This window comes from Kitasatospora gansuensis (assembly GCF_014203705.1).
In the GTDB taxonomy this organism is placed as follows: Bacteria; Actinomycetota; Actinomycetes; order Streptomycetales; family Streptomycetaceae; genus Kitasatospora; species Kitasatospora gansuensis.
The window spans coordinates 4,612,815-4,630,785 of the sequence record NZ_JACHJR010000001.1 but is presented as its reverse complement, the minus strand read 5'-3'; the positions used below and the strand labels follow the sequence as shown (position 1 = coordinate 4,630,785).

18 protein-coding genes are annotated in these 17,971 nt (G+C 72.4%); 10 read left to right on the top strand and 8 right to left on the bottom strand.

Translation table 11 applies throughout. The features are described 5' to 3' along the window. The first annotated feature begins 126 nt into the window (after positions 1-126). Both F4556_RS20615 and F4556_RS20610 read left to right on the top strand, forming a co-directional pair. Positions 127-615 (top strand): hypothetical protein, encoded by a 489-nt coding sequence (locus F4556_RS20615; RefSeq protein WP_057231582.1) that lies wholly within the window; start codon positions 127-129, stop codon positions 613-615. Between the two features lie 152 nt (positions 616-767). Further along, entirely contained in the window at positions 768-1,178 is a 411-nt protein-coding gene (locus F4556_RS20610; RefSeq protein ID WP_221503662.1) for a hypothetical protein, read from the top strand. A 121-nt stretch (positions 1,179-1,299) separates the two neighbouring features. Here F4556_RS20610 and F4556_RS20605 read toward each other — a convergent pair whose 3' ends face one another. The 4 genes from F4556_RS20605 to F4556_RS39140 all read right to left on the bottom strand — a co-directional run bounded on the left by F4556_RS20605 (position 1,300) and on the right by F4556_RS39140 (position 6,023). Beyond that, positions 1,300-2,448 carry an oxygenase MpaB family protein gene (locus F4556_RS20605; RefSeq protein ID WP_184924885.1) on the bottom strand — a complete coding sequence of 383 codons (1,149 nt, stop codon included), beginning with the start codon at positions 2,446-2,448 and terminating at the stop codon, positions 1,300-1,302. 38 nt (positions 2,449-2,486) lie between these two features. Beyond that, a complete protein-coding gene (locus F4556_RS20600; protein ID WP_184918323.1) occupies positions 2,487-3,539 on the bottom strand; it encodes a polyprenyl synthetase family protein in 1,053 nt (350 codons plus the stop codon). After that, positions 3,532-3,819 carry a hypothetical protein gene (locus F4556_RS39145; RefSeq protein WP_184918321.1) on the bottom strand — a complete coding sequence of 96 codons (288 nt, stop codon included), beginning with the start codon at positions 3,817-3,819 and terminating at the stop codon, positions 3,532-3,534. The genes F4556_RS20600 and F4556_RS39145 overlap by 8 nt, the downstream gene beginning before the upstream one ends. Before the next feature lie 179 nt (positions 3,820-3,998). After that, entirely contained in the window at positions 3,999-6,023 is a 2,025-nt protein-coding gene (locus F4556_RS39140) for a SpoIIE family protein phosphatase (RefSeq protein ID WP_184918319.1), read from the bottom strand. A 198-nt stretch (positions 6,024-6,221) separates the two neighbouring features. Here F4556_RS39140 and F4556_RS20585 point away from each other — a divergent pair, with 198 nt between their 5' ends. From F4556_RS20585 to F4556_RS20575, 3 genes are all read left to right on the top strand, one after another. Beyond that, a complete protein-coding gene (locus F4556_RS20585; protein ID WP_184918317.1) occupies positions 6,222-6,566 on the top strand; it encodes a VOC family protein in 345 nt (114 codons plus the stop codon). 192 nt (positions 6,567-6,758) lie between these two features. Next, entirely contained in the window at positions 6,759-7,445 is a 687-nt protein-coding gene (locus tag F4556_RS20580; RefSeq protein ID WP_184918315.1) for an ABC transporter ATP-binding protein, read from the top strand. Further along, positions 7,442-9,895 carry an FtsX-like permease family protein gene (locus F4556_RS20575; RefSeq protein WP_184918313.1) on the top strand — a complete coding sequence of 818 codons (2,454 nt, stop codon included), beginning with the start codon at positions 7,442-7,444 and terminating at the stop codon, positions 9,893-9,895. The genes F4556_RS20580 and F4556_RS20575 overlap by 4 nt, the downstream gene beginning before the upstream one ends. 26 nt (positions 9,896-9,921) lie before the next feature. Here F4556_RS20575 and lysA read toward each other — a convergent pair whose 3' ends face one another. Beyond that, positions 9,922-11,154: a diaminopimelate decarboxylase gene (gene lysA / locus F4556_RS20570; RefSeq protein ID WP_184918311.1), complete on the bottom strand. Its 1,233-nt coding sequence runs from the start codon at positions 11,152-11,154 to the stop codon at positions 9,922-9,924. A 221-nt stretch (positions 11,155-11,375) separates the two neighbouring features. On the opposite strand from lysA, the gene F4556_RS20565 reads away from it, so the two are divergent. Then, the gene (locus F4556_RS20565; RefSeq protein WP_184918309.1) at positions 11,376-13,070 is read left to right on the top strand and encodes a glycosyl hydrolase family 8; all 1,695 of its coding nucleotides are present in this window, start codon (positions 11,376-11,378) and stop codon (positions 13,068-13,070) included. Between the two features lie 83 nt (positions 13,071-13,153). On the opposite strand, the gene F4556_RS20560 is transcribed toward F4556_RS20565, so the two are convergent. Then, positions 13,154-14,797 (bottom strand): RICIN domain-containing protein, encoded by a 1,644-nt coding sequence (locus tag F4556_RS20560; protein ID WP_313068403.1) that lies wholly within the window; start codon positions 14,795-14,797, stop codon positions 13,154-13,156. Between the two features lie 282 nt (positions 14,798-15,079). After that, positions 15,080-15,319 carry a chaplin gene (locus tag F4556_RS20555; protein WP_184918307.1) on the bottom strand — a complete coding sequence of 80 codons (240 nt, stop codon included), beginning with the start codon at positions 15,317-15,319 and terminating at the stop codon, positions 15,080-15,082. Between the two features lie 260 nt (positions 15,320-15,579). Between F4556_RS20555 and F4556_RS20550 the strand changes: the two genes are divergently transcribed. The 4 genes from F4556_RS20550 to F4556_RS20535 all read left to right on the top strand — a co-directional run bounded on the left by F4556_RS20550 (position 15,580) and on the right by F4556_RS20535 (position 17,153). Continuing rightward, a complete protein-coding gene (locus F4556_RS20550) occupies positions 15,580-15,837 on the top strand; it encodes a chaplin (RefSeq protein WP_184918305.1) in 258 nt (85 codons plus the stop codon). 251 nt (positions 15,838-16,088) lie between these two features. Beyond that, positions 16,089-16,331 (top strand): chaplin, encoded by a 243-nt coding sequence (locus F4556_RS20545; RefSeq protein WP_184918303.1) that lies wholly within the window; start codon positions 16,089-16,091, stop codon positions 16,329-16,331. Between the two features lie 97 nt (positions 16,332-16,428). Next, positions 16,429-16,695, top strand: coding sequence for a chaplin (locus F4556_RS20540; RefSeq protein WP_184918301.1), 267 nt, complete (start codon positions 16,429-16,431; stop codon positions 16,693-16,695). A 95-nt stretch (positions 16,696-16,790) separates the two neighbouring features. Continuing rightward, a complete protein-coding gene (locus F4556_RS20535; protein ID WP_184918299.1) occupies positions 16,791-17,153 on the top strand; it encodes a hypothetical protein in 363 nt (120 codons plus the stop codon). Positions 17,154-17,255: 102 nt separating this feature from the next. Here the strand turns inward: F4556_RS20535 and F4556_RS20530 are convergent, their stop codons facing one another. After that, a complete protein-coding gene (locus F4556_RS20530; protein WP_184918297.1) occupies positions 17,256-17,930 on the bottom strand; it encodes a hypothetical protein in 675 nt (224 codons plus the stop codon). Positions 17,931-17,971: the final 41 nt, after the last annotated feature.

The window sequence follows — 17,971 nt, the reverse complement described above, 5'->3', positions numbered from 1 at the left end:
AGGATGGTCCGAGTGTCCGAGGCGCAGGACGGCCCCGACGAGGCCGTGGGTGGCTCACGTCGGCGTGCCGGAGCGGCGGGCGGGGGTACCGGTGCGGGCGGCAGGGGAAGGCGGGGCGAAGGCAGAGTGGGGGTCACCTACAAGTACTTCGGCGCACCCGACCGCGCCACCGCCGCCAGAGTCCCCACCGCCCTCGGCCCCGGCGGCCTCGGCCTCGACGCCGGCGAGCTCGGCTCGCTCGGCCGCCTCGGCGACCTGATGGAGACCAGCGGCTCCCCCAACGGCCACCTCTCCACCAAGATCAAGCCCGAGACCATGTCCGCCATGGTCCTGACGGGCATTCAGGGCGTCCCCCTGCACCAGGTCCCGCCCCTGGAGCTGGTCGTCCTGCACCCCGACTACGCCGTGGTCCAGCTCCCCCACACGGTCGTCGAACCCCTCCGCAAGGCCGACGAGACCGAACTCGGCGCCGCCGCCTTCATCTGGTCCACCGTCCCCGACCGCCGGGGCCCCCGGGACGCCTTCGTGATCTACACGATGCTCCACGAATGGCAGGACTTCGCGAACCGGCTCCACGACGCGGGCCACCAGCTGTACTGCCTGGTCTGGCCCTGACCTGCTTCGGTGATCTCCCGTGCCCGGGAGGCAATCGCCGCAGGCTCTGCGAACCTCCGGTCATCGTGCGTACTGACCCATAGTCAGACGATCTTGGTCGCTGCTATCGTGCCTGCGGCAGATCCGGGCATGGATGTATGAAACGGAGATTCGTGCGCAAGATACAGCGGACGGCGGCCCTCGCGCTCAGCATTCTGGGCATGGCCGCGGGAACGATGTTCGTGGCCGCTCCGGCCGAGGCGGCCAGCACGCCGAGCGGGGCCTGCGGCAGCGGCTACTACCAGATCGACCACCACGCCCTCGGCACGGTGGCCGACATCTACCTGTTCTACAACGGGTCGAGCAACTGTGCCGTCACCTGGAAGCGAAACCCGAACGGGACCACCAGGTACGACCTGCGGGTGCACATCGAGCGGCAGAGCGACCTCCAGACGGCCCCCGATGCCGGCTATTACCTCTACTACGCCGGCGCGGTCGAGCTCTACGCCCCGAACACGTGCATCTCGTGGGGCGGCTACGCGGAGGGCATCAGCTGGTCCTCCGGCTGGTCGCACTGCGGCTGACGGGCAACCGCAGGAGGCGTGGAGCGCTCCGCCTCCTGCGGTCGTTCCCGTCGGGACACCGCCCGACGACCCGGACTCGGCCCTGCACACCCAGGCGCTCGGACGGGTGCCTGACCGTCCGTCAGGCCGGGAGCCTGGTGGAGAGCGGTGGTGGGGTCCAGGGGTCGGTGCGGGGCTTGGCCGAGGTGATGCCGTAGTCGTTCTTGAGGTGTTCGGGGATGGCGTACTGCATGACCCGGCCGCGGGTGAGGGAGCTGAGCTCGAGGCGGGCGGTGAGGTCGCCGAGTCGGTCCAGGGCCCAGGCGCCCAGGGGGGAGACGTCCTCGATGCGTTCGAGGACGCCGAGCAGGGTCGGGGTGAGGCCGATGGCCTTGTCCCAGGCGGAGCGTGGCACCTGGAGCCAGTCGGCGCAGGTGTCGCCGATCAGGTAGCGGATCAGGGCGGCCACCACCGGGTCGAGCAGCGTGCCCGGGACCACCTCCTCGTAGAGGTCGATGAGCTGGCGGGTGAGGGCGACGCCCTCCTCGGAGGGGCCCATGTGCCGGGCCATGTAGAGGTCGGAGAAGTCGCGGGCCTGCTCCAGGTCGGCGGGAGCGGCGGCGGTGTCGATGCCGAGGATCGCGCCGACCACCCGCCAGGCGTAGAAGTACGCCTCGGCGCCCTCGTTGGAGATGTGGATGCCCATCCGGTGCAGGGCGTCCAGCACCTGGATGGAGAACATCATCTGACCCCCGATCATGTCCTCCTGGCAGATCGGCACCCCGAGGGCGGCCTCGTCCCAGCGGTTCTCCCGGCGCAGGTGGTGGCGGATCGAGGCGTGCAGCAGGCGGACCTTCTGCGCGGCGGGGATGAACCGGCCGCCGGCCTCGAAGGCGTCCGGCCGCATCAGGTAGAGGGTGAACTGCCCGGTCTCCGCCATCCGTTTGGACGGGTACGCCAGCGAGTGCGTCGCGCTGAGCAGTTGGGCGATGTGCGGGACGACGTAGCAGGCGGGCATCGAGGCGAAGGACAGCGCGGTGGAGATGTGGACGTTGTTGTCGATGAAGAACAGCCGGGCCCGCTCCATCTGGTCCCAGTCCACCCAGTCGGGCGGGGTGGCGGTGGCCTCCAGGTAGGCGCGTGCCTCGGCCGGTGTGTCGTCGGGCAGCGGCTGGCCGGTCTGGGCGAACCAGCGCATCACGGTGTTGAACTTGCCGATCTCGCCGCGCTCGAACAGGGCGGTGACCACGGCGTCGGCCATCGGGTCGCCCTGCAGACGCAGGGCGTCCATCGCTTCGGGTGTCACGGTCGTCTCCGGTTTCTGAGGGGTCAGGAGGTACGGGCGGTGGCGGCCGTGACCAACTCGGCCAGGGCGGTGGCGGCTTGGGACGGCAGTGCGGCCCGTCCGAGTGCGCCGCGGGCGGCGGTGGCCCGCTCGGCGATCAGCTCCTCGACCCGGGTGCGGGCGCCGGAGCGGATCATGATCCCGCGCAGCCCGTCCAACTCGGCCGGACCGAGGTCGTCCCGGCCCAGCAGGGCCCGCAGCCGCGCCCGGTCCGGCCCGGTCGCGCCGGCCAGGGTGAGGGCGAGCAGCGCCGTGGGCTTGGCGCCCGCCAGGTCGTCCAGGTTGGACTTGCCGGTGCGTCGCGGGTCGCCGAAGACGCCGAGCAGGTCGTCCCGGAGCTGGAACGCCTCGCCCAGCGGCACCCCGTACGCGGTGAAGGTGTCCAGCAGCGCGGGCGGCGCCCCGGCGAGCAGCCCGCCGAGGTGCAGCGGGTGTTCGACGGTGTACTTGGCGGTCTTGTAGCGGACGATCTCCAGCGAGCTCGCCTCGGACGGCGCCGCGCGGGTGCGCAGGATCTCCAGGCACTCCCCCGCGACCAGTTCGCGGGCCAGCGTCGCCCAGAGCGGACGGGCCCGCGCCAGGTAGGCGGCGGGCAGCCCGCAGCCGGCGAACAGCTGCCCCGCCCAGGACATCAGCAGATCGCCGGTCAGCATCGCCAGCGCCCGGCCCGCGGCGTCCTGGCCCGGCCCCTCGGCCACGGCGTACCGCAGGGCCAGGTGCGCGGTGGGCGCACCCCGGCGGATCGGGCTCTCGTCGATCAGGTCGTCGTGCACCACGGCCGCCGCGTGCACCAGCTCCATCGCCGCCGCGGCCCGCACCATCGCCTCACTGTCCGGCTGCCCCGCCGCCCGCCAGCCCCAGTAGGCGAACGCCGCCCGCAGCCGCTTGCCGTCCGCCACCGCCGTCCGCAACTGGTCTGCCACCGGCTTGAGTTGGGCGTCGATGGCGACCAGCAGCCCGGCCTCCTGCTCGACGAAGGCGGACAGCACCTGGTCGATCCGCGCCTTGAGCTCCGAGTCCCGCACCGGTTCAGCCATCGGGCGAGGCCCGCCGGGCGGCCGCCACCCGGCGGGCCACCGCCTCCATGTGCGACTCGGACGCGGGCGCGAGCCGGCCCAGCAGGAGTTCGCCGCGGACCCTCAGCTCCTCCTGCCCGTCCGCCACCACCTCGTGCAGATCGGCCCGGCCCAGCACCCCGCGCGCCCGCCGCAGCAGCCCCTCCGCCTGTTCGAGCCCGAGATCGACCACCCCGGCCAGGAGTTGGACCGCATCGGCCCCCCGATCGGTGTGCTGCCCCGCGCTGTCCCGTGCCGACACGGCGTCCCGTCCTTCCCGGTGACCCGGCGCCGACCGGCGTCCGCCGGGCGGCGGCGCGGCACGCGCGGGCGACCGTGATCCTTCCCGACCCGGAACGGCCCAGTCCGGAGTTCAGCCGGACCGGTGGAAAGTTGACGGTGTCTCACCAGTTCGCGGTCCGACTGTGGTACCGACCGGCGTCACTGACTGTGGGGGAGAGCCCGGAAGGCGAGCAGGGCGATGTCGTCGCGGGTGTCGGGGACCTGGGCGAGCAGATGGTCGCAGAGGTCGTCCAGGGATCCGGCCCGGGCCCGGCGGGCCGCGGCCAGCAGGCGGTCGAGGCCGGTGTCGAGGTCCTCGCCGGGGACTTCGACCAGGCCGTCGGTGTAGAGCAGCAGGGTGTCGCCGGGGGCGATGTCGGCGTGGTGGGTACGGCGCCGCTCGGCCGGGGCCACGCAGAGCGGGACGTCCGCCTCGGCCGCGGCGAGGAAGCGGGGTTCGCCGGTGGCGGGCAGCAGCAGGGGCGGCGGGTGGCCGGCGTTGGACCAGGCGACCCGCCAGCCCGGGCCGGTGCGGGTGAGGTGCAGGTGGACGGCGGTGGCGAAGGTGCCCACGCCGAGCCCGTCGGCGGCCCGGTCGAGCGCGGCCAGCACGTCGGCGGGGGTCTGGTCCGGCGTCAGGTTGTAGGCCAGGGAGCGGAGCATGGCGCGGAGTTGGCCCATGGTGGTGGCCGCGGTGAGGTCGTGGCCCGACACGTCGCCGATGGTCAGCGCGAGCGGTCCGCCGGGCAGCAGGAAGGCGTCGTACCAGTCGCCGCCGACCTCGGCGGCCCGGTTGCCGGGCTGGTAGCGGGCGGTGATCCCGGTGCCGGGGACGGTGGGCGGGTCGGTGAGCAGCGCGCGTTGCAGGACCAGCGCGACCTGCCGGGTCCGCTGCAGCTCCAGGGTCTGGCCCAGGGTGCTCTGGGTGCGCTGCAGGACGTCGCGGAGGAGTTCGATGTCGCCGGGGCCCGGCGGCGGACCGTCCTGGCAGGTGGCGGCCGCCGCGAGGACCGCGGTGGTGCCGTCGATGACCAGCGGCAGCAGGGTCAGGCTGGTGGCGTGGGCCTCGGCCAGCCAGCGGGCGGACTCCTCGGGCACCACGCCGGGCGGCACCTCCCCGGGCGGGAAGGTGAGCAGCACCGGGGTCCGTTCGAGGACGGCCCGGAGGGCGGCCGGTCCGAGCCGGAAGGTCTGTTCGCGCAGCGGGGGCAGCGGTGGCAGGCCGGACCGGGCGGCGGAGGCGATCCGGGTACCGATGGTCTGGTCGGGTCTGCCGGTGCTCTGCCGGGTGGAGAGCAGGAACACCGTGCAGGCGTCGGTGAGATCGGGTACCACCAGCTCGGCGACGGCCGCGAAGGCGTCCTCGGGCCGGGCACTCCCGGTCACCGCGACGGTGGCGGCCAGCAGCCGTTCGCGCTGCCGGGTGCGCCAGCGGTCCTCGACGTCGGCGGTCGCGCCGATCCACTCCACCAGCTCGCCGTCGCGCACCACCGGCACGATGCGGGCGGTGATGTGCCGGTACGTCCCGGAGGCGAACCGCAGCCGGTAGGTGTACTCGAACTTCGAGGGCTCGCCCGCCGACGCGCGCATCCACTGCTCCACCAGGCCCTCGCGGTCGCGGGGGTGGACGAGCTCCAGCCAGGTCTCGTCCATGGTGTCCCGCCAGGGGTGTCCGGTCAGTCGCTCCCAGCCGGGCACCAGTTCGGTCATCGACCCGTCGGGGCGGGCGACCCACACCAGCTGGGAGACCGCCGTCATCAGGGCCTCGTACCGCTCGACCGCGTGCAGGCGTTCGACGGAGAGCCGCTCGGCGTCCTGGGTGGAGTGCACCTGCGCGGTGGTGTCGATGGCGGCGATCAGCACCCCGGGGCCGTACCGGGAGGAGACCGGCGAACAGCTGTAGACGCAGTGCCGGTGGCCGGCCTCGCCCGCGCCGTCCAGGGTGCGGGGCGTGGTGACCTGCCGGGCGGTGCCGTCCGCGAGGACCAGGTCGAGGGTGCGCGCGAAGCCCTCCTGTTCGGGCCCGGCGAACAGCTCCCCCACCGGCACCCCCGGCGACCGGGGCCCGAAGAGCTCCTCGAAAGCCTCGTTCCGGTACGCGAGACGGTGCTCGGGCCCCGCGGTCAGGGCGATCGCGACGATCGCCCGGTCGAAGATCTCCGGCGCCAACTGCGGCTCGGCCACCCGTAACGCTCCCTCCCGAACGGCGGGCGGACGACGGCAGGCAGCGCCTTCGCGACCACCCGGTGATCCCCGTCGAACGCTACCTGCGGACACCGGCCCCGCCCCGAAGCCGCGCCCCTCCCGGCCACGTGTCGCGGCGGCGTCCCGGGATGACCGCCCGTCAGCCGCGTCGCCTCCGGACGTCGTAGGCTCGCGGCCATGCGAGTGAGCCTGCGTCAGATCGTGGTGGACTGCCGGGAGCCGAGGGTGCTGGTGCGGTTCTGGGCCGGGGTGATCGGCGGGGAGCCGGTGGACCGGGAGCGGGGGTGGTCGCACGTCGAGGCGCCCGGCTTCGGGCGGCTCGCGTTCCAGCCGGTGCCCGAGGGCAAGGCCGGGAAGAACCGGCTGCACCTCGACCTCGCGGTGGACGACGTCGACGCGGCCGCCCGGCTGGCGGTCGGCCTCGGCGCCACCCGGGCCGGGGAGCTGCTGCGGGACGACCAGGGGGCGTTCCAGACCATGCGCGACCCGGAGGGCAACGAGTTCTGCTTCGTCAGCGCCTGAGCGGCCGAACCGCTCGGCTGTCGTTCTGCCTGCCCCCTTCCAATCCCGCGCCCGGTCGGGGGTCACTGCGATTCCCCGAGGCCAGGGCCGTATACACCTGATGTATACCCCGTGTGTATAGTCGGCCCCGACGGGCTGCCCGGGGTGGTGGTGGCCGTACTGTGAACGACCGACATGACACGGAGCCGTGCGATGACCGCACCTGCCACGCTGCTCTCGGCCCGAGGGCTGCGCAAGAACTTCGGGCTGACGCCCGCGCTGGAGGACGCCTCGGTCTCGGTGGCGGCGGGTGAACTCGTCGCCGTGATGGGGCCGTCTGGGTCGGGGAAGTCCACGTTGCTGCACTGTCTGGCGGGGATCAGTCGGCCGGACGGCGGGAGTGTGGCGTACCGGGGGCGGGAGTTGACCGGGTGCACGGATGCCGAGCTGAGTGCGCTGCGGCGGACCGAGTTCGGCTTCCTGTTCCAGTTCGGGCAGCTGGTACCGGAGTTGAGCTGCCTGGAGAACGTGGCGCTGCCGCTGCGGCTGAACGGGATGCGGCGGCCGGCCGCCGAGGCCAGGGCGCGGGATTGGCTGGAGCGGCTGGAGGTCGGGGACGTGGCGGCGCAGCGGCCGGGCGAGGTGTCCGGTGGGCAGGGCCAACGGGTGGGCGTGGCACGGGCGTTGATCACCGAACCGTCGGTGGTGTTCGCGGACGAGCCGACCGGCGCGCTGGACTCGCTGAACGGTGAGCGGGTGATGGCGCTGCTGGCGAGCGCCGCGAAGGACACCGGCGCGGCGATCGTGCTGGTCACCCACGAGCCCCGGGTGGCCGCGTACGCGGACCGCGAGGTCGTGGTCAGGGACGGTCGCACCCAGGCCCTGGCGGCGGCCGCATGAGCGCCCCGACTCTGGAGAGGCCCGCGCCGCCGCCCGGCGACCGGGTCAGGTCCCGGCTGCTGGCGCAGTTCGCGCTCGGCGCCCGGCTCGCGCTGGGCAGCGGACGGGAGGGCTGGGGCCGGCTGCTGCTGACCGCCGCCGGGGTCGGCCTCGGGGTGGCGCTGCTGCTGTTCACCGCCTCCTTTCCCGGCATCGTCCAGCAGCGCAACCACCGGCTCTACGTGCAGAACGACACCTTCGAGGACGAGCGGGCCGCCCCGAGCGACCACAGCGTGCTGGTCGCCGGTGCGGACACCACGTACCGGGACCGCCCGATCCGGGGACGGGTGGTGCAGCCCGAGGGGCAGCGGGCCGCCCTCCCACCGGGCCTGGCCGCCTTCCCGGGGCCGGGGCGGATGGCCGTCTCGCCCGCGCTCGCGGACCTGCTGAACGAGCCAGGGAGCCGACTGCTCAGGGAGCGGCTGCCGTACCCGGTGACCGGCACGATCGGCCCGGACGGGCTGCTCGGCCCCGGCCAGTACGCCTTCGTGCTGGGCGGCTCGGGCCTGTCGGTGGACGGTGGGGCGCACCGGATCACCGAGTACGGGCACTTCTCGCCGCCCAAGCCGATGGACCCCCGGCTGGTGCTGCTCAACGTGGTCGGGCTGATGGTGATGCTGGCGCCGGTCGGGGTGTTCCTGGCGGCGGCCGCGCGGTTCGGCGGCGAGCGCCGGGACCGGCGGCTGGCCGCGCTCCGGCTGGCCGGGGCGGACCGGCGGATGACCGCCCGGCTGGCCGCGGGCGAGTCACTGGTCGGCTCGGTGCTCGGGCTCGTCGCCGGGGCGGCGCTGTTCCTGATCGGGCGTCAGCTGATCGAGCGGCTGACCGTGGCGGGGTTCAGCTTCTACGCCTCCGACATCTCGCCCGAGCCGCTGATCGCGGTCGCGGTGGCGCTGGTGGTGCCCGCGCTGGCCGTCCTGGTCACGCTGCTGGCGATGCGCCGGGTCACGGTGGACCCGCTCGGGGTGGTGCGGCGCAGCGGTGCGGACAAGCGCCGGCTGTGGTGGCGGCTGGCCCTGCTGCTGCTCGGGCTGCTGGTGGTCGGCGCGGCGATGGCGCTGCCCAGCGGGTACAACCCGGCCGGTGACGCCCGCGACGACCTGTTCAACCCGGTGCAGGACACCAGGGGTTCGCTGCTGGTCTCGTTCGGTGTGCTGCTGATGCTGGCGGCGGTCTGCACCCTGCTGCCCTGGCTGGTCGAGGCGGTGATCCGGCGGGCCGGGGGCGGTTCGCTGTCCTGGCAGCTGGCGGTCCGCCGGCTCCAGCTCGGCGCCGGTCCGGCCGCCACCGCCGTGAGCGGGGTGGTGGTGACGGTGGCCGGGGCGATCGCGCTGCAGACGCTGTTCCTCAGCGTCAGCGACCACTTCACCTCGCAGCGGACGCCCCCGGCGGCCTACCGCTACCAGCAGAGCGTGGACTTTCCCGGCGCCGGAGCCGACGCGGCCGCGCTGGCCGCCCGGCTCGGCCGCTCGCCCGGGGTGGCCGGGACGCTCGGCTACGCCGAGTTCTACCTGGCCGGTCCGGCGGGGCGGGAGTGGGACGGCACCGTGGTGCGGGTCGCCGACTGCGCGGCGCTGGCCGAGCTGGCGACCCTGTCCGGCTGCCGGGACGGCGACGCCTATCTGACCGGGCCGACCGGCGGGAGCGGCCAGGCCGAGCCGGTGGTGGTGGCGGGCAGTCAGGTCCGGGCCCAGTACTTCCAGGGCGAGGGCGAGGCACCGGCCTGGACGGTGCCCGCGATCACCGCCACCGTGCCGTCCCGGCTCGGCGTCTCGCCGTTCGGGACGCCGCGGACGGGCGGTCAGCTGCTGCTGACCCCGGGCGCGGTCCCGGCCGGCGTGCTGCGCGGACAGCCCGCGACCGTCCTGGTGACGATGTCCGCCGGGACGGCCGAGCAAGCCGACCAGGCCGACCAGGCCGACCAGGCCGAGCAAGCCGAGCAGCTGATCACGGACGCCATGGTGATCTCCCCGCAGGCCCGGACCGGCTTCCCGCTCACCTTCGAGGCGGACCACACCTATCTCGCCGTCAAGCGGGTGCTCACCGCCGGAGCCGGGCTGACCCTGCTGCTGGTCAGCCTGAGCCTGCTGGTCGGCCAGTTGGAACGGCTCCGGGAGCAGCGCCGGATCCTGGGCGTGCTGTACGCCTTCGGCACCCGGCGCCGGGTGCTGGCGCTGTCCGTGCTGTGGCAGACCGCGATCCCGATGGCCCTCGGGCTGGCGCTGGCCGCGGCGGGCGGGGTGCTGATGGGCGCGGTGCTCCAGTACACGGCCGGGCTGGACTTCGCCTTCGACTGGGGCTCGATGCTGACCCTGTCGGGCGTGGCGGCCGCCTCGGTCCTGCTGGTCACCACGGCCGGGCTGCCGCTGGTGCTCCGGCTGATGCGGCCCAGCGGGCTGCGGCACGAGTAGCCGCAGCACCACCGGGCGACGCTCCGTCAGTCCTCGAGGGCGAGCAGGTCCTCGACGGTCTGGCGGCGGCGGATCAGCCGGGTCTCCGGGCCGTCGACCAGCACCTCGGGGATCAGCGGGCGGGTGTTGTAGGTCGAGGACATGCTCGCGCCGTAGGCGCCGGTGTCGTGGAAGACCGCGAGGTCGCCGATCTCGACCCGGGGCAGCGGGACGGGGAGCACGTCGCCGCCGGGCTCCTGGGTGAACACGTCGCCGGACTCGCAGAGCGGCCCGGCCAGCACGGTGTCGATCAGCGGGGCGCCGACCTCGGCGCCGTCGCGGAGCACGGTGACCCGGTGCGCGCTGCCGTACATGGCGGGGCGCATCAGGTCGTTGAAGCCCGCGTCGACCAGCACGAAGTGGTTGCTGCCGACCGGCTTCTGGGCCCGCACCTCGGCGGCCAGCACGCCCGAGTCGGCGACCAGGAAGCGGCCGGGCTCGATCTCCAGCCGGACGGGGTGGCCGAGTTCACCGGCCAGTTCGCGGCGGGCGGCGTCCCAGATCCGGAAGTAGCGGTCGGTGTCCACCTCGGGCTGCCCGGCGGCGTACGGGACGGAGAGGCCGCCGCCGGCCGAGATGGCGCGGACGTCGTGGCCGGAGAGCCTGACCTGCTTGACCATGGTCTCGCAGACCGCCTCCAGGTGGCCGTAGTCCACCCCGGAGCCGATGTGCATGTGGAAGCCGGTCAGGTCGAGGCGGTACCGGTCGACCAGCGCGAGCGCCGAGGCCAGGTGCTCGTGCCAGATGCCGTGCTTGCTCTGCTCGCCGCCGGTGTTGGTCTTGCGGCTGTGGCCGTGGCCGAACCCGGGGTTGATCCGGATCCAGACCGGGTGGCCCGGGGCCGCCTCGCCGAGCTGTTCGAGCATCTGCGGGGAGCCCGCGTTGACCGGGATGCCGAGCTCGACCACCCGGGCCAGGGTGGCCCGGTCCAGCAGGTCGGCGGTGAAGACGATCGGCTCGTCGGCGCCGTCCGGCCGGTAGCCGGCCTTGAGCGCCCGCTCGATCTCGCCGAGCGAGACCGAGTCCACCGCGACGCCCTGCTCGCGCATCAGCCGGAGCAGGTGGGTGTTGGAGCAGGCCTTCTGGGCGAACCTGATGGTGTCGAACTGCCGGAGCCTGGCGATCTGACGCCGGATGCGCTCCGCGTCGTAGATCCAGACCGGGGTGCCGAACTCCTCGGCGACGGCGGCGATCCGGGGGCCGGGTATTGCGGTGGTCATCACGGGCTCCAGAGCAGGCAGGTGGTACGTCGATCCTGCTGGATCCGGCCCGGAATCCGCTGAGCTGTCCGCCTGGTGGTCGGCCCGCTGGACAGTCCCGCCAACCGGAGCCGACCCGTCCGGGCACGGAGCATTACAGCCCGCTGAACACCGGTCTCCATTAGGAAACTTTACTAACCTACCTGTTGACCCCCACCCTCCCGAGCCAACATGCTCCCGCCATGTCCCTTACCAGAAGCAAGACTTCGGTCGCGCTCTGCGCGGCCACGGCAGCCGGAGCGCTGCTCACCAGCCTGCTCGCCCTGAGCCCCGCCAACGCCGCCCCGGGCAACCTCGCGCTCAACCGGCCGGTCACCGTCTCCTCCTCCGAGACCAGCACCTACGGCGGTGCCAAGGCCGTCGACGGCAGCGGCACCACCCGCTGGGCCAGCGTCGAGGGCGTGGACAACCAGTGGATCCAGGTCGACCTCGGAGCCGGCACCTCGGTCAACCGGGTCGTCCTCAACTGGGAGGCCGCGTACGCCAAGGCGTACCGGGTGGAGCTGTCCGACGACGGCAGCAGCTGGCGTCAGGTGTACGCCACCAGCACCGGCGACGGCGGCACCGACGACCTGACGGTCAGTGGCACCGGCCGCTACCTGCGGGTCTTCGGCACCGCGCGCGGCACGGCCTACGGCTACTCGCTGTTCGAGCTGGAGGCGTACGGCGGCGGCACGCCCACCCCGACGCCCACCCCGACACCCACTCCCACCCCGACCCCCGGCGGCGGCGCGAACGTGCCCTTCGGCAGCCACGCGTTCCCGTACGCCGCCGGGACCATCAAGGTGTCCGGCAGCCAGGCCGTCAACGACGCCAAGGTGGTGGACTACTACAAGAAGTGGAAGGCCGCCTTCGTCACCTCCAAGTGCGGCAACGGCTGGTCGGCGATCGCCTCCACCGACGCGGACCACCCGTACGTCGCCGAGGGCCAGGGCTACGGCCTGACCATCCTGGCCACCATGGCCGGGGCCGACCCGGACGCCAGGACCTCCTTCGACAAGGTGCTCAAGTTCGTCCTCGACCACCCCTCGGTCAACAACTCCGCGCTGCACGCCGCCGAGCAGGACGCGAGCTGCAAGAGCGTCGACGGCAGCGACTCCGCCACCGACGGGGACCTGGAGATCGCGTACGCGCTGCTGCTGGCCGACCGGCAGTGGGGCAGCACCGGGAGCTACAACTACAAGTCCCTCGCGGTGAAGCGGATCAACGCGATCAAGGCGAGCGAGGTGGTGGCCGGCACCAAGCTGACCAACTTCGGCGACTGGTCCGACGGCAACTACAACACCATGAGCCGCACATCGGACTGGCTGCCGGGCCACTTCAAAGCCTTCCGGAAGGCGACCGGCGACGCGGCCTGGGACGGCATCCTGACCGCCCACCAGAACGCGGTCGCCCACCTGCAGAGCTCCTACTCCCCCAGCACCGGGCTGCTCCCCGACTTCGTGGTCAACACCAACACCAGCGACCTCAAGCCCGCCCCGGGCAAGGTGCTGGAGTCCACGCTGGACGGCGCCTACTCCTGGAACGCCTGTCGTGACCCCTGGCGGCTGGGCGTGGACGCGCTCACCACCGGCGACGCCAAGTCGCTGGCGGCGGTGCGGAAGATGAACACCTGGGTGAAGTCCGCCACCGGCGGCGACCCGAGCAAGATCGCCCAGGGTTACAAGCTGAACGGCTCGGTGGCGGAGGCCGGTTCCTCGGTCGCCTTCATCGCACCGTTCGCGGTGGCCGCCGCCACCGACGCGTCCAGCCAGGCCTGGCTGGACGCGATCTGGAACAAGCTGAACGCCACCCCGCTGGACCCGAGCGGCTACTACGGCGCCAGCATCCAGCTCCAGGTGATGATCGCGATCACCGGGAACCACTGGCTGCCGTAGCCGGTCCGCCGCAGCCGTACGGGAGCCCACCACGGTCTCCCGTACGGCTGCAGCTCAGGCCCTCCGGCGATTGGGGGGCGTTATCACGGCAGGTACGCGATGCCGAGCTTGGTGATCTGCCAACGCTGGTCCGCCGCACCGGTGTCGACGGCCAGCTCGGCCACCCGGTTGCCCTGGCCGTCCAGCTGGGCCGACAGGCCCATCACCTTGGACTGGTCCATCGCGGCGGCCAGTTGGTAGCCGCCGGCCGCGGCGGGCTTGAAGATCCAGCGCTGGTTGTCACCGCTGTGGCAGGCCCACTGGACCAGCCGGGTGCCGGGTGCGGTGGCCGCGCCGGTGGCGTCCAGGCACATCGACCTGTTGCCGCTGAAGTTGAGCGAGAAGCCGCCCGCCGAGCGGGAGTTGAGCACGAAGGACTGGTTCAGCCCGCCGGTCGCCCGGTAGCCGATCGCGGCCCGGCCGTTGGTGCTGTCGCCGTACGTGCCACCGCCCGCGAAGTCCAGCACCTGGCCGGTGGCGAGGTTGGTGAGCTGGTACCAGGCGCCCGCCTCCGGCTTGTCCGGGAACGGCTGACCGGGCGTCAGCGGCTGGATCGAGGTGGTGTTCTGCGGATTGAGCGTGCAGAACGCCTCCTTGAGCTCGGGCTGCCGGTAGAACTGGTTGAGGCAGACCCCCTCGCCCCGGTACCCGGCCACCCGCAGGTGGTAGGACTGCCGCACCATGTTCATGCAGACGCCCGGGATGCCGATCTCGTGGTCGCAGCCGTTCCTGGTCTTCTCGGACAGGTCGATCACGTCACCGTTGGTGTACTCGTACGGCGAACTGGTCCAGCCCGCGCAGACCTCGTGGCCGTAGGACACCCGCCGCTGGTCCAGGTACCGGACCCCCGGCACCCGCGCCGCCGCCGTGCGGAGCGCGTCGCTGAGCGTCGGGACCACCCAGTTGTGCCCCCAGGCCAGGTCCTCGGGGAAGGCCGGGCAGCCGTCCGCGACCTTGCCGACGTAGTCGTTGCGCCGGATGTCCGGGGTGATCGGGGTGAAGTAGGACTGGTAGACCAGCTGGTACGAGGAGTCGGCGTACCCGGCGGTCCGCATGGTGTTGCGCACGTTGGTGAGGGCCGCGACCACCTTGGGGATCACCCGCTCGGCCCGCTGGGTGATCGCGGCGCTGCCGATGGTGTCCCGGCAGCCCTGGTCCTTGGGGACCGGGAAGTACTGGGTCAGGCAGCTCATCATGATGCCGCTGAAGTCGAAGTCGTCGTTGGCGCCGATCGTGACGACCACCATCTTGACGTCGTACTCGGCGGCCGTGCGGGCGAGTTGGACGTCCTGCTTGACCTCGCCGAAGTCGCCGCTGCCGGGGCCGGTGATCTTCGCCAGCTCCGGGTCGCTGACCAGGTCGCCGGTCTGGGCGCCGGAACAGGCCAGGTCGACCGGGGTGACACCGGGCAGGTCGGTGACGAAGATCTCCGACTTCGCGTGCCGGTGACAGTAGTTGGTGGGGGTGTCGGTGCCGGGCACGTAGGCGTCGTTGGTGTCGGTGCCGGCGCCCTCCCCGGAGATGGCGCTGTCGCCGAGCGCGACGACGGCGGCGGGCTTCACGGTGGCCGTGGGGGCGGCCGAGGCGGTGGGGGTGCCCGCCAGGGTGAGGGCGGCGAGCAGGCCGACGGCGGCCGTCAGGGCGGCACGGCGTGGTCGCCGCGCACCGGGCAGAGCTGTCCTGATCACGCGTGACTCCTTGAGGGTGGGGGCGGAGTATCGGGCGTGGAACGGCGGGCGCAAAGATGAGCCCGACTCACATGCTAGGTACTGACAAGTAACGCAACAAGAGTCAGGACGCGTTCAGGACAAGGGAGTTGACACCTGCCGGACAGCGCGGAACCGCCGCCCCGCGCCTCAGGAGGGGAGGCGTGGAGCGGCGGCTCGGGTACGGCGGAATCGACCGAGAGGCGGTCCGACGCCGGGCGTCAGACGCTGTTCGGGTACAACTCAGGTGTTACGCGGCTGAATTCAGCCGACGTTCGCGCAGGAGTTGCCGAACGACGGGTTCAGCGCGCCGATCACGTTGACGCTGTTGCCGCAGAGGTTGACCGGAACGTGCACCGGAACCTGGACGGAGTTGCCGGAGATGACACCCGGGGAGCCGGCGGTGACGCCCTCGGCCTCGGCACTCGCCATCGCGGTGCCCGCACCGGCGGCAACGATGCCGACAACAGCGGCGCCGACAGCGGCGGCCTTCTTGACGCTCATTTGAGTCTCCTCGTAGATCAGTTCTTCCAGTTGCCGTACCAACAGCGGACGAGCAAGGAAGCGCACAGGCGTGCGTCGAGTCCAACGAGGGCCGACCGGCGGGGTTGCGCCGACCCTCCGACAATCACCCGGATGCAGCAATCCGGGCATTTGGGTGATCGCGGAAGCCGCCCGTTTCCCTCCGCGCACTGCGTCGTTCTTACTGGCGAACCCAGCTCCACCCAGTCCACTGATCCACACGCAAGAAATGAGTTCGCACCATGCGCAAGCTCGCCTACGGCACCCTCGGTACCGCCGCCACCGCGGCCCTGCTGCTGAGCGGCGCCGCTGCTGCCGCCGCCCACGGCCACCACAGCAGTGGCGCCTCCGCCGAGGCCGTCACGGCCGGCTCGCCCGGTGTGCTCTCCGGCAACTCCGTGCAGGTCCCGGTGCACGTGCCGATCAACCTGTGCGGCAACACCGTCGACGTGATCGGCCTGCTGAACCCGGCGTTCGGCAACTCCTGCGTCAACGCCTGACTCTGACGATCCGTCAGACCGAAGACTTCCAGGTGGAGTATTTCGACACCCGCCTGGGCGCGCCGCGATTGCGTCCGGATCTCGACCGTGCGAGAACTGAACGACGGGGCGCGTGAACGAAGCGGCCGAGCGAGACCGTCCAAGCCACGGGCGCAACAAGGCACTTGGGCCGCTCGATTGAAACACCACACACGGTACCCCCCAGAACTCGGGCGACATTTCGGTTCGCCCGCCCAAACGGAGGAATCCCCATGCGCAACATCAAGAAGGCTGCTGTCCTCTCCCTCGCCGCCGCCGGCCTGCTGCTCGGCTCGGCCGGTGCCGCCACCGCCAGCTCCGAGGCCGAGGCCGTCGTGGCGGGCTCCCCGGGCGTGCTCTCGGGCAACAACGTCCAGGTCCCGATCCACATCCCGGTGAACGTCTGCGGCAACACCGTCAACGTCATCGCGCTGCTCAACCCGGCGTTCGGCAACTCCTGCGCCAACGTCGGCTGACTCGGCCCCGGCTGAGCCACGCCTCACCGGGTGGTGCCCCCGTACCCGTACGGGGGCACCACCCACCCCACCTGTGTGATCTAGGAGATCAACCCCCATGCAGAACGTGAAGAAGGCCGCCGCCGTCGGCGCCGCCGTTGTCGGCATCGTCGCGGCCGGTGCGGGCACCGCGCTGGCGAGCTCCTCCGCCGAGGGCGTCACCGCCGGTTCCCCCGGCGTCGGCTCCGGCAACTCGATCCAGGTTCCGGTGCACATCCCGGTCAACCTGTGCGGCAACAGCGCCAACCTGGTCGGCCTGCTGAACCCGGCGTTCGGCAACTCCTGCGCCAACGTCGAGGCGCCGGTGGTCGACGAGGACTGCTGATCTCCCCTGATCGGCAGCACATCCGTGCGAAGCCCCTTGGTCCGCCGACCGAGGGGCTTCGGCGTCCGCCCAGGCACCATCCAGGAGTTGCACCCATGACGCTCAGGAAGAACCTGTCGCTCGGCCTGCTCACCGCCGTCGCCCTGCTCGGCGCCCCCACCGCCGCCCAGGCGGTCGATCTGCCCGCGCCCGGCGGCCAGTTGCAGCCGGTGGACGCCGGCGCGGGACTCGGCGCGGTGACCGGCGCGCTCGGCCACGGCGTCCGGCCGGCCAAGACGCTCCGGCTCGACCCGTTCGCCCAGTCCTCGGCCGACGTGCTGAACAACGGCCTCGCGCTCGAACCGGACAACGGCCTCCAGCCGGTCTCCACCGCCCCGTTGACCGCCCCGCTGAGCGGCGGCGGCGGCCCGGAGGACCTGCTGCTGGTCGGTGAGGTCACCGACCTGCTGCCCGGCTGACCCCGCTCCCCCACGCGTACAGCGGAGCCCGGCACCTCCTGGACGGTGGATGCCGGGCTCTTCCGTACGGTGCGTCAGGTGTACGGCGCGTCAGACGGTGCGTCAGGCCTGGTCGAGCACCTCACGCATGGTGCCGGTGGTGGTCGAGGTGAGGTCGGCCAGCGAGTCGGTGACCGCGATCTTCTCGTCGCCCTTGCCCAGGCTCGCCTTGGCGCCCGGGATCGCCTGCACCGGCGCCGTGATCAGCTGGGGGTCCAGCTCGCCGGCGGTCAGCACGTCGTCGGCGGCCGAACCGGTGCCGCCCTCGACCACGGAGAACGGCTGACCGAGGGTCAGACCGGGCCCCTTGGCGTTCAACGGGGCGGCCGGCGCGTCCAGCGCCAGGTCACCCAGCTCGGTGCTGTGATCGGCCGTGGGCAGCGGCAGCGCGGCCTGCAGCCGGGGGCCGACCTTGCCGACCTCGACCCCGGGGACGACCCGGTCCGGGATCAGCTGGGCGCCCGGCTTCGCGTCCGGCACCGGCGGCATCAGCAGCGAGGTCGGCACCCCGCCCGACACCTGACCGCCCTTCGGCAGCAGCGGCAGGTGCTCGCTGACGGTCTCCAGCGGGATGGTGAACGGGACCTCCTCGGTGCCCCACTCCTCCTCGATCGTCGCGACCTGACCGGGCGTCACCGGAGCGTTGCCGGGGGCGGCCATCGCGGCCGACTGGCCCGCGAGTACGCCGGACCCGACCGCCAGCAACAACGCGCCGGTCGCCCGCTTGGAGAGCTTCATGCTGTTCACCGTTCTGTCTGTGGAGCTTGCCTGTGGAGCCT

Coding starts and splice junctions, on each gene's coding strand:
- F4556_RS20605 (WP_184924885.1), bottom strand. CDS start 2,448: ATGGACGCCCTGCGTCTGCAGGGCGACCCGATGGCCGACGCCGTGGTC.
- F4556_RS20600 (WP_184918323.1), bottom strand. CDS start 3,539: ATGGCTGAACCGGTGCGGGACTCGGAGCTCAAGGCGCGGATCGACCAG.
- F4556_RS20585 (WP_184918317.1), top strand. CDS start 6,222: ATGCGAGTGAGCCTGCGTCAGATCGTGGTGGACTGCCGGGAGCCGAGG.
- F4556_RS20580 (WP_184918315.1), top strand. CDS start 6,759: ATGACCGCACCTGCCACGCTGCTCTCGGCCCGAGGGCTGCGCAAGAAC.
- F4556_RS20575 (WP_184918313.1), top strand. CDS start 7,442: ATGAGCGCCCCGACTCTGGAGAGGCCCGCGCCGCCGCCCGGCGACCGG.
- lysA (WP_184918311.1), bottom strand. CDS start 11,154: ATGACCACCGCAATACCCGGCCCCCGGATCGCCGCCGTCGCCGAGGAG.
- F4556_RS20565 (WP_184918309.1), top strand. CDS start 11,376: ATGTCCCTTACCAGAAGCAAGACTTCGGTCGCGCTCTGCGCGGCCACG.
- F4556_RS20555 (WP_184918307.1), bottom strand. CDS start 15,319: ATGAGCGTCAAGAAGGCCGCCGCTGTCGGCGCCGCTGTTGTCGGCATC.
- F4556_RS20550 (WP_184918305.1), top strand. CDS start 15,580: ATGCGCAAGCTCGCCTACGGCACCCTCGGTACCGCCGCCACCGCGGCC.
- F4556_RS20545 (WP_184918303.1), top strand. CDS start 16,089: ATGCGCAACATCAAGAAGGCTGCTGTCCTCTCCCTCGCCGCCGCCGGC.
- F4556_RS20540 (WP_184918301.1), top strand. CDS start 16,429: ATGCAGAACGTGAAGAAGGCCGCCGCCGTCGGCGCCGCCGTTGTCGGC.
- F4556_RS20535 (WP_184918299.1), top strand. CDS start 16,791: ATGACGCTCAGGAAGAACCTGTCGCTCGGCCTGCTCACCGCCGTCGCC.
- F4556_RS20530 (WP_184918297.1), bottom strand. CDS start 17,930: ATGAAGCTCTCCAAGCGGGCGACCGGCGCGTTGTTGCTGGCGGTCGGG.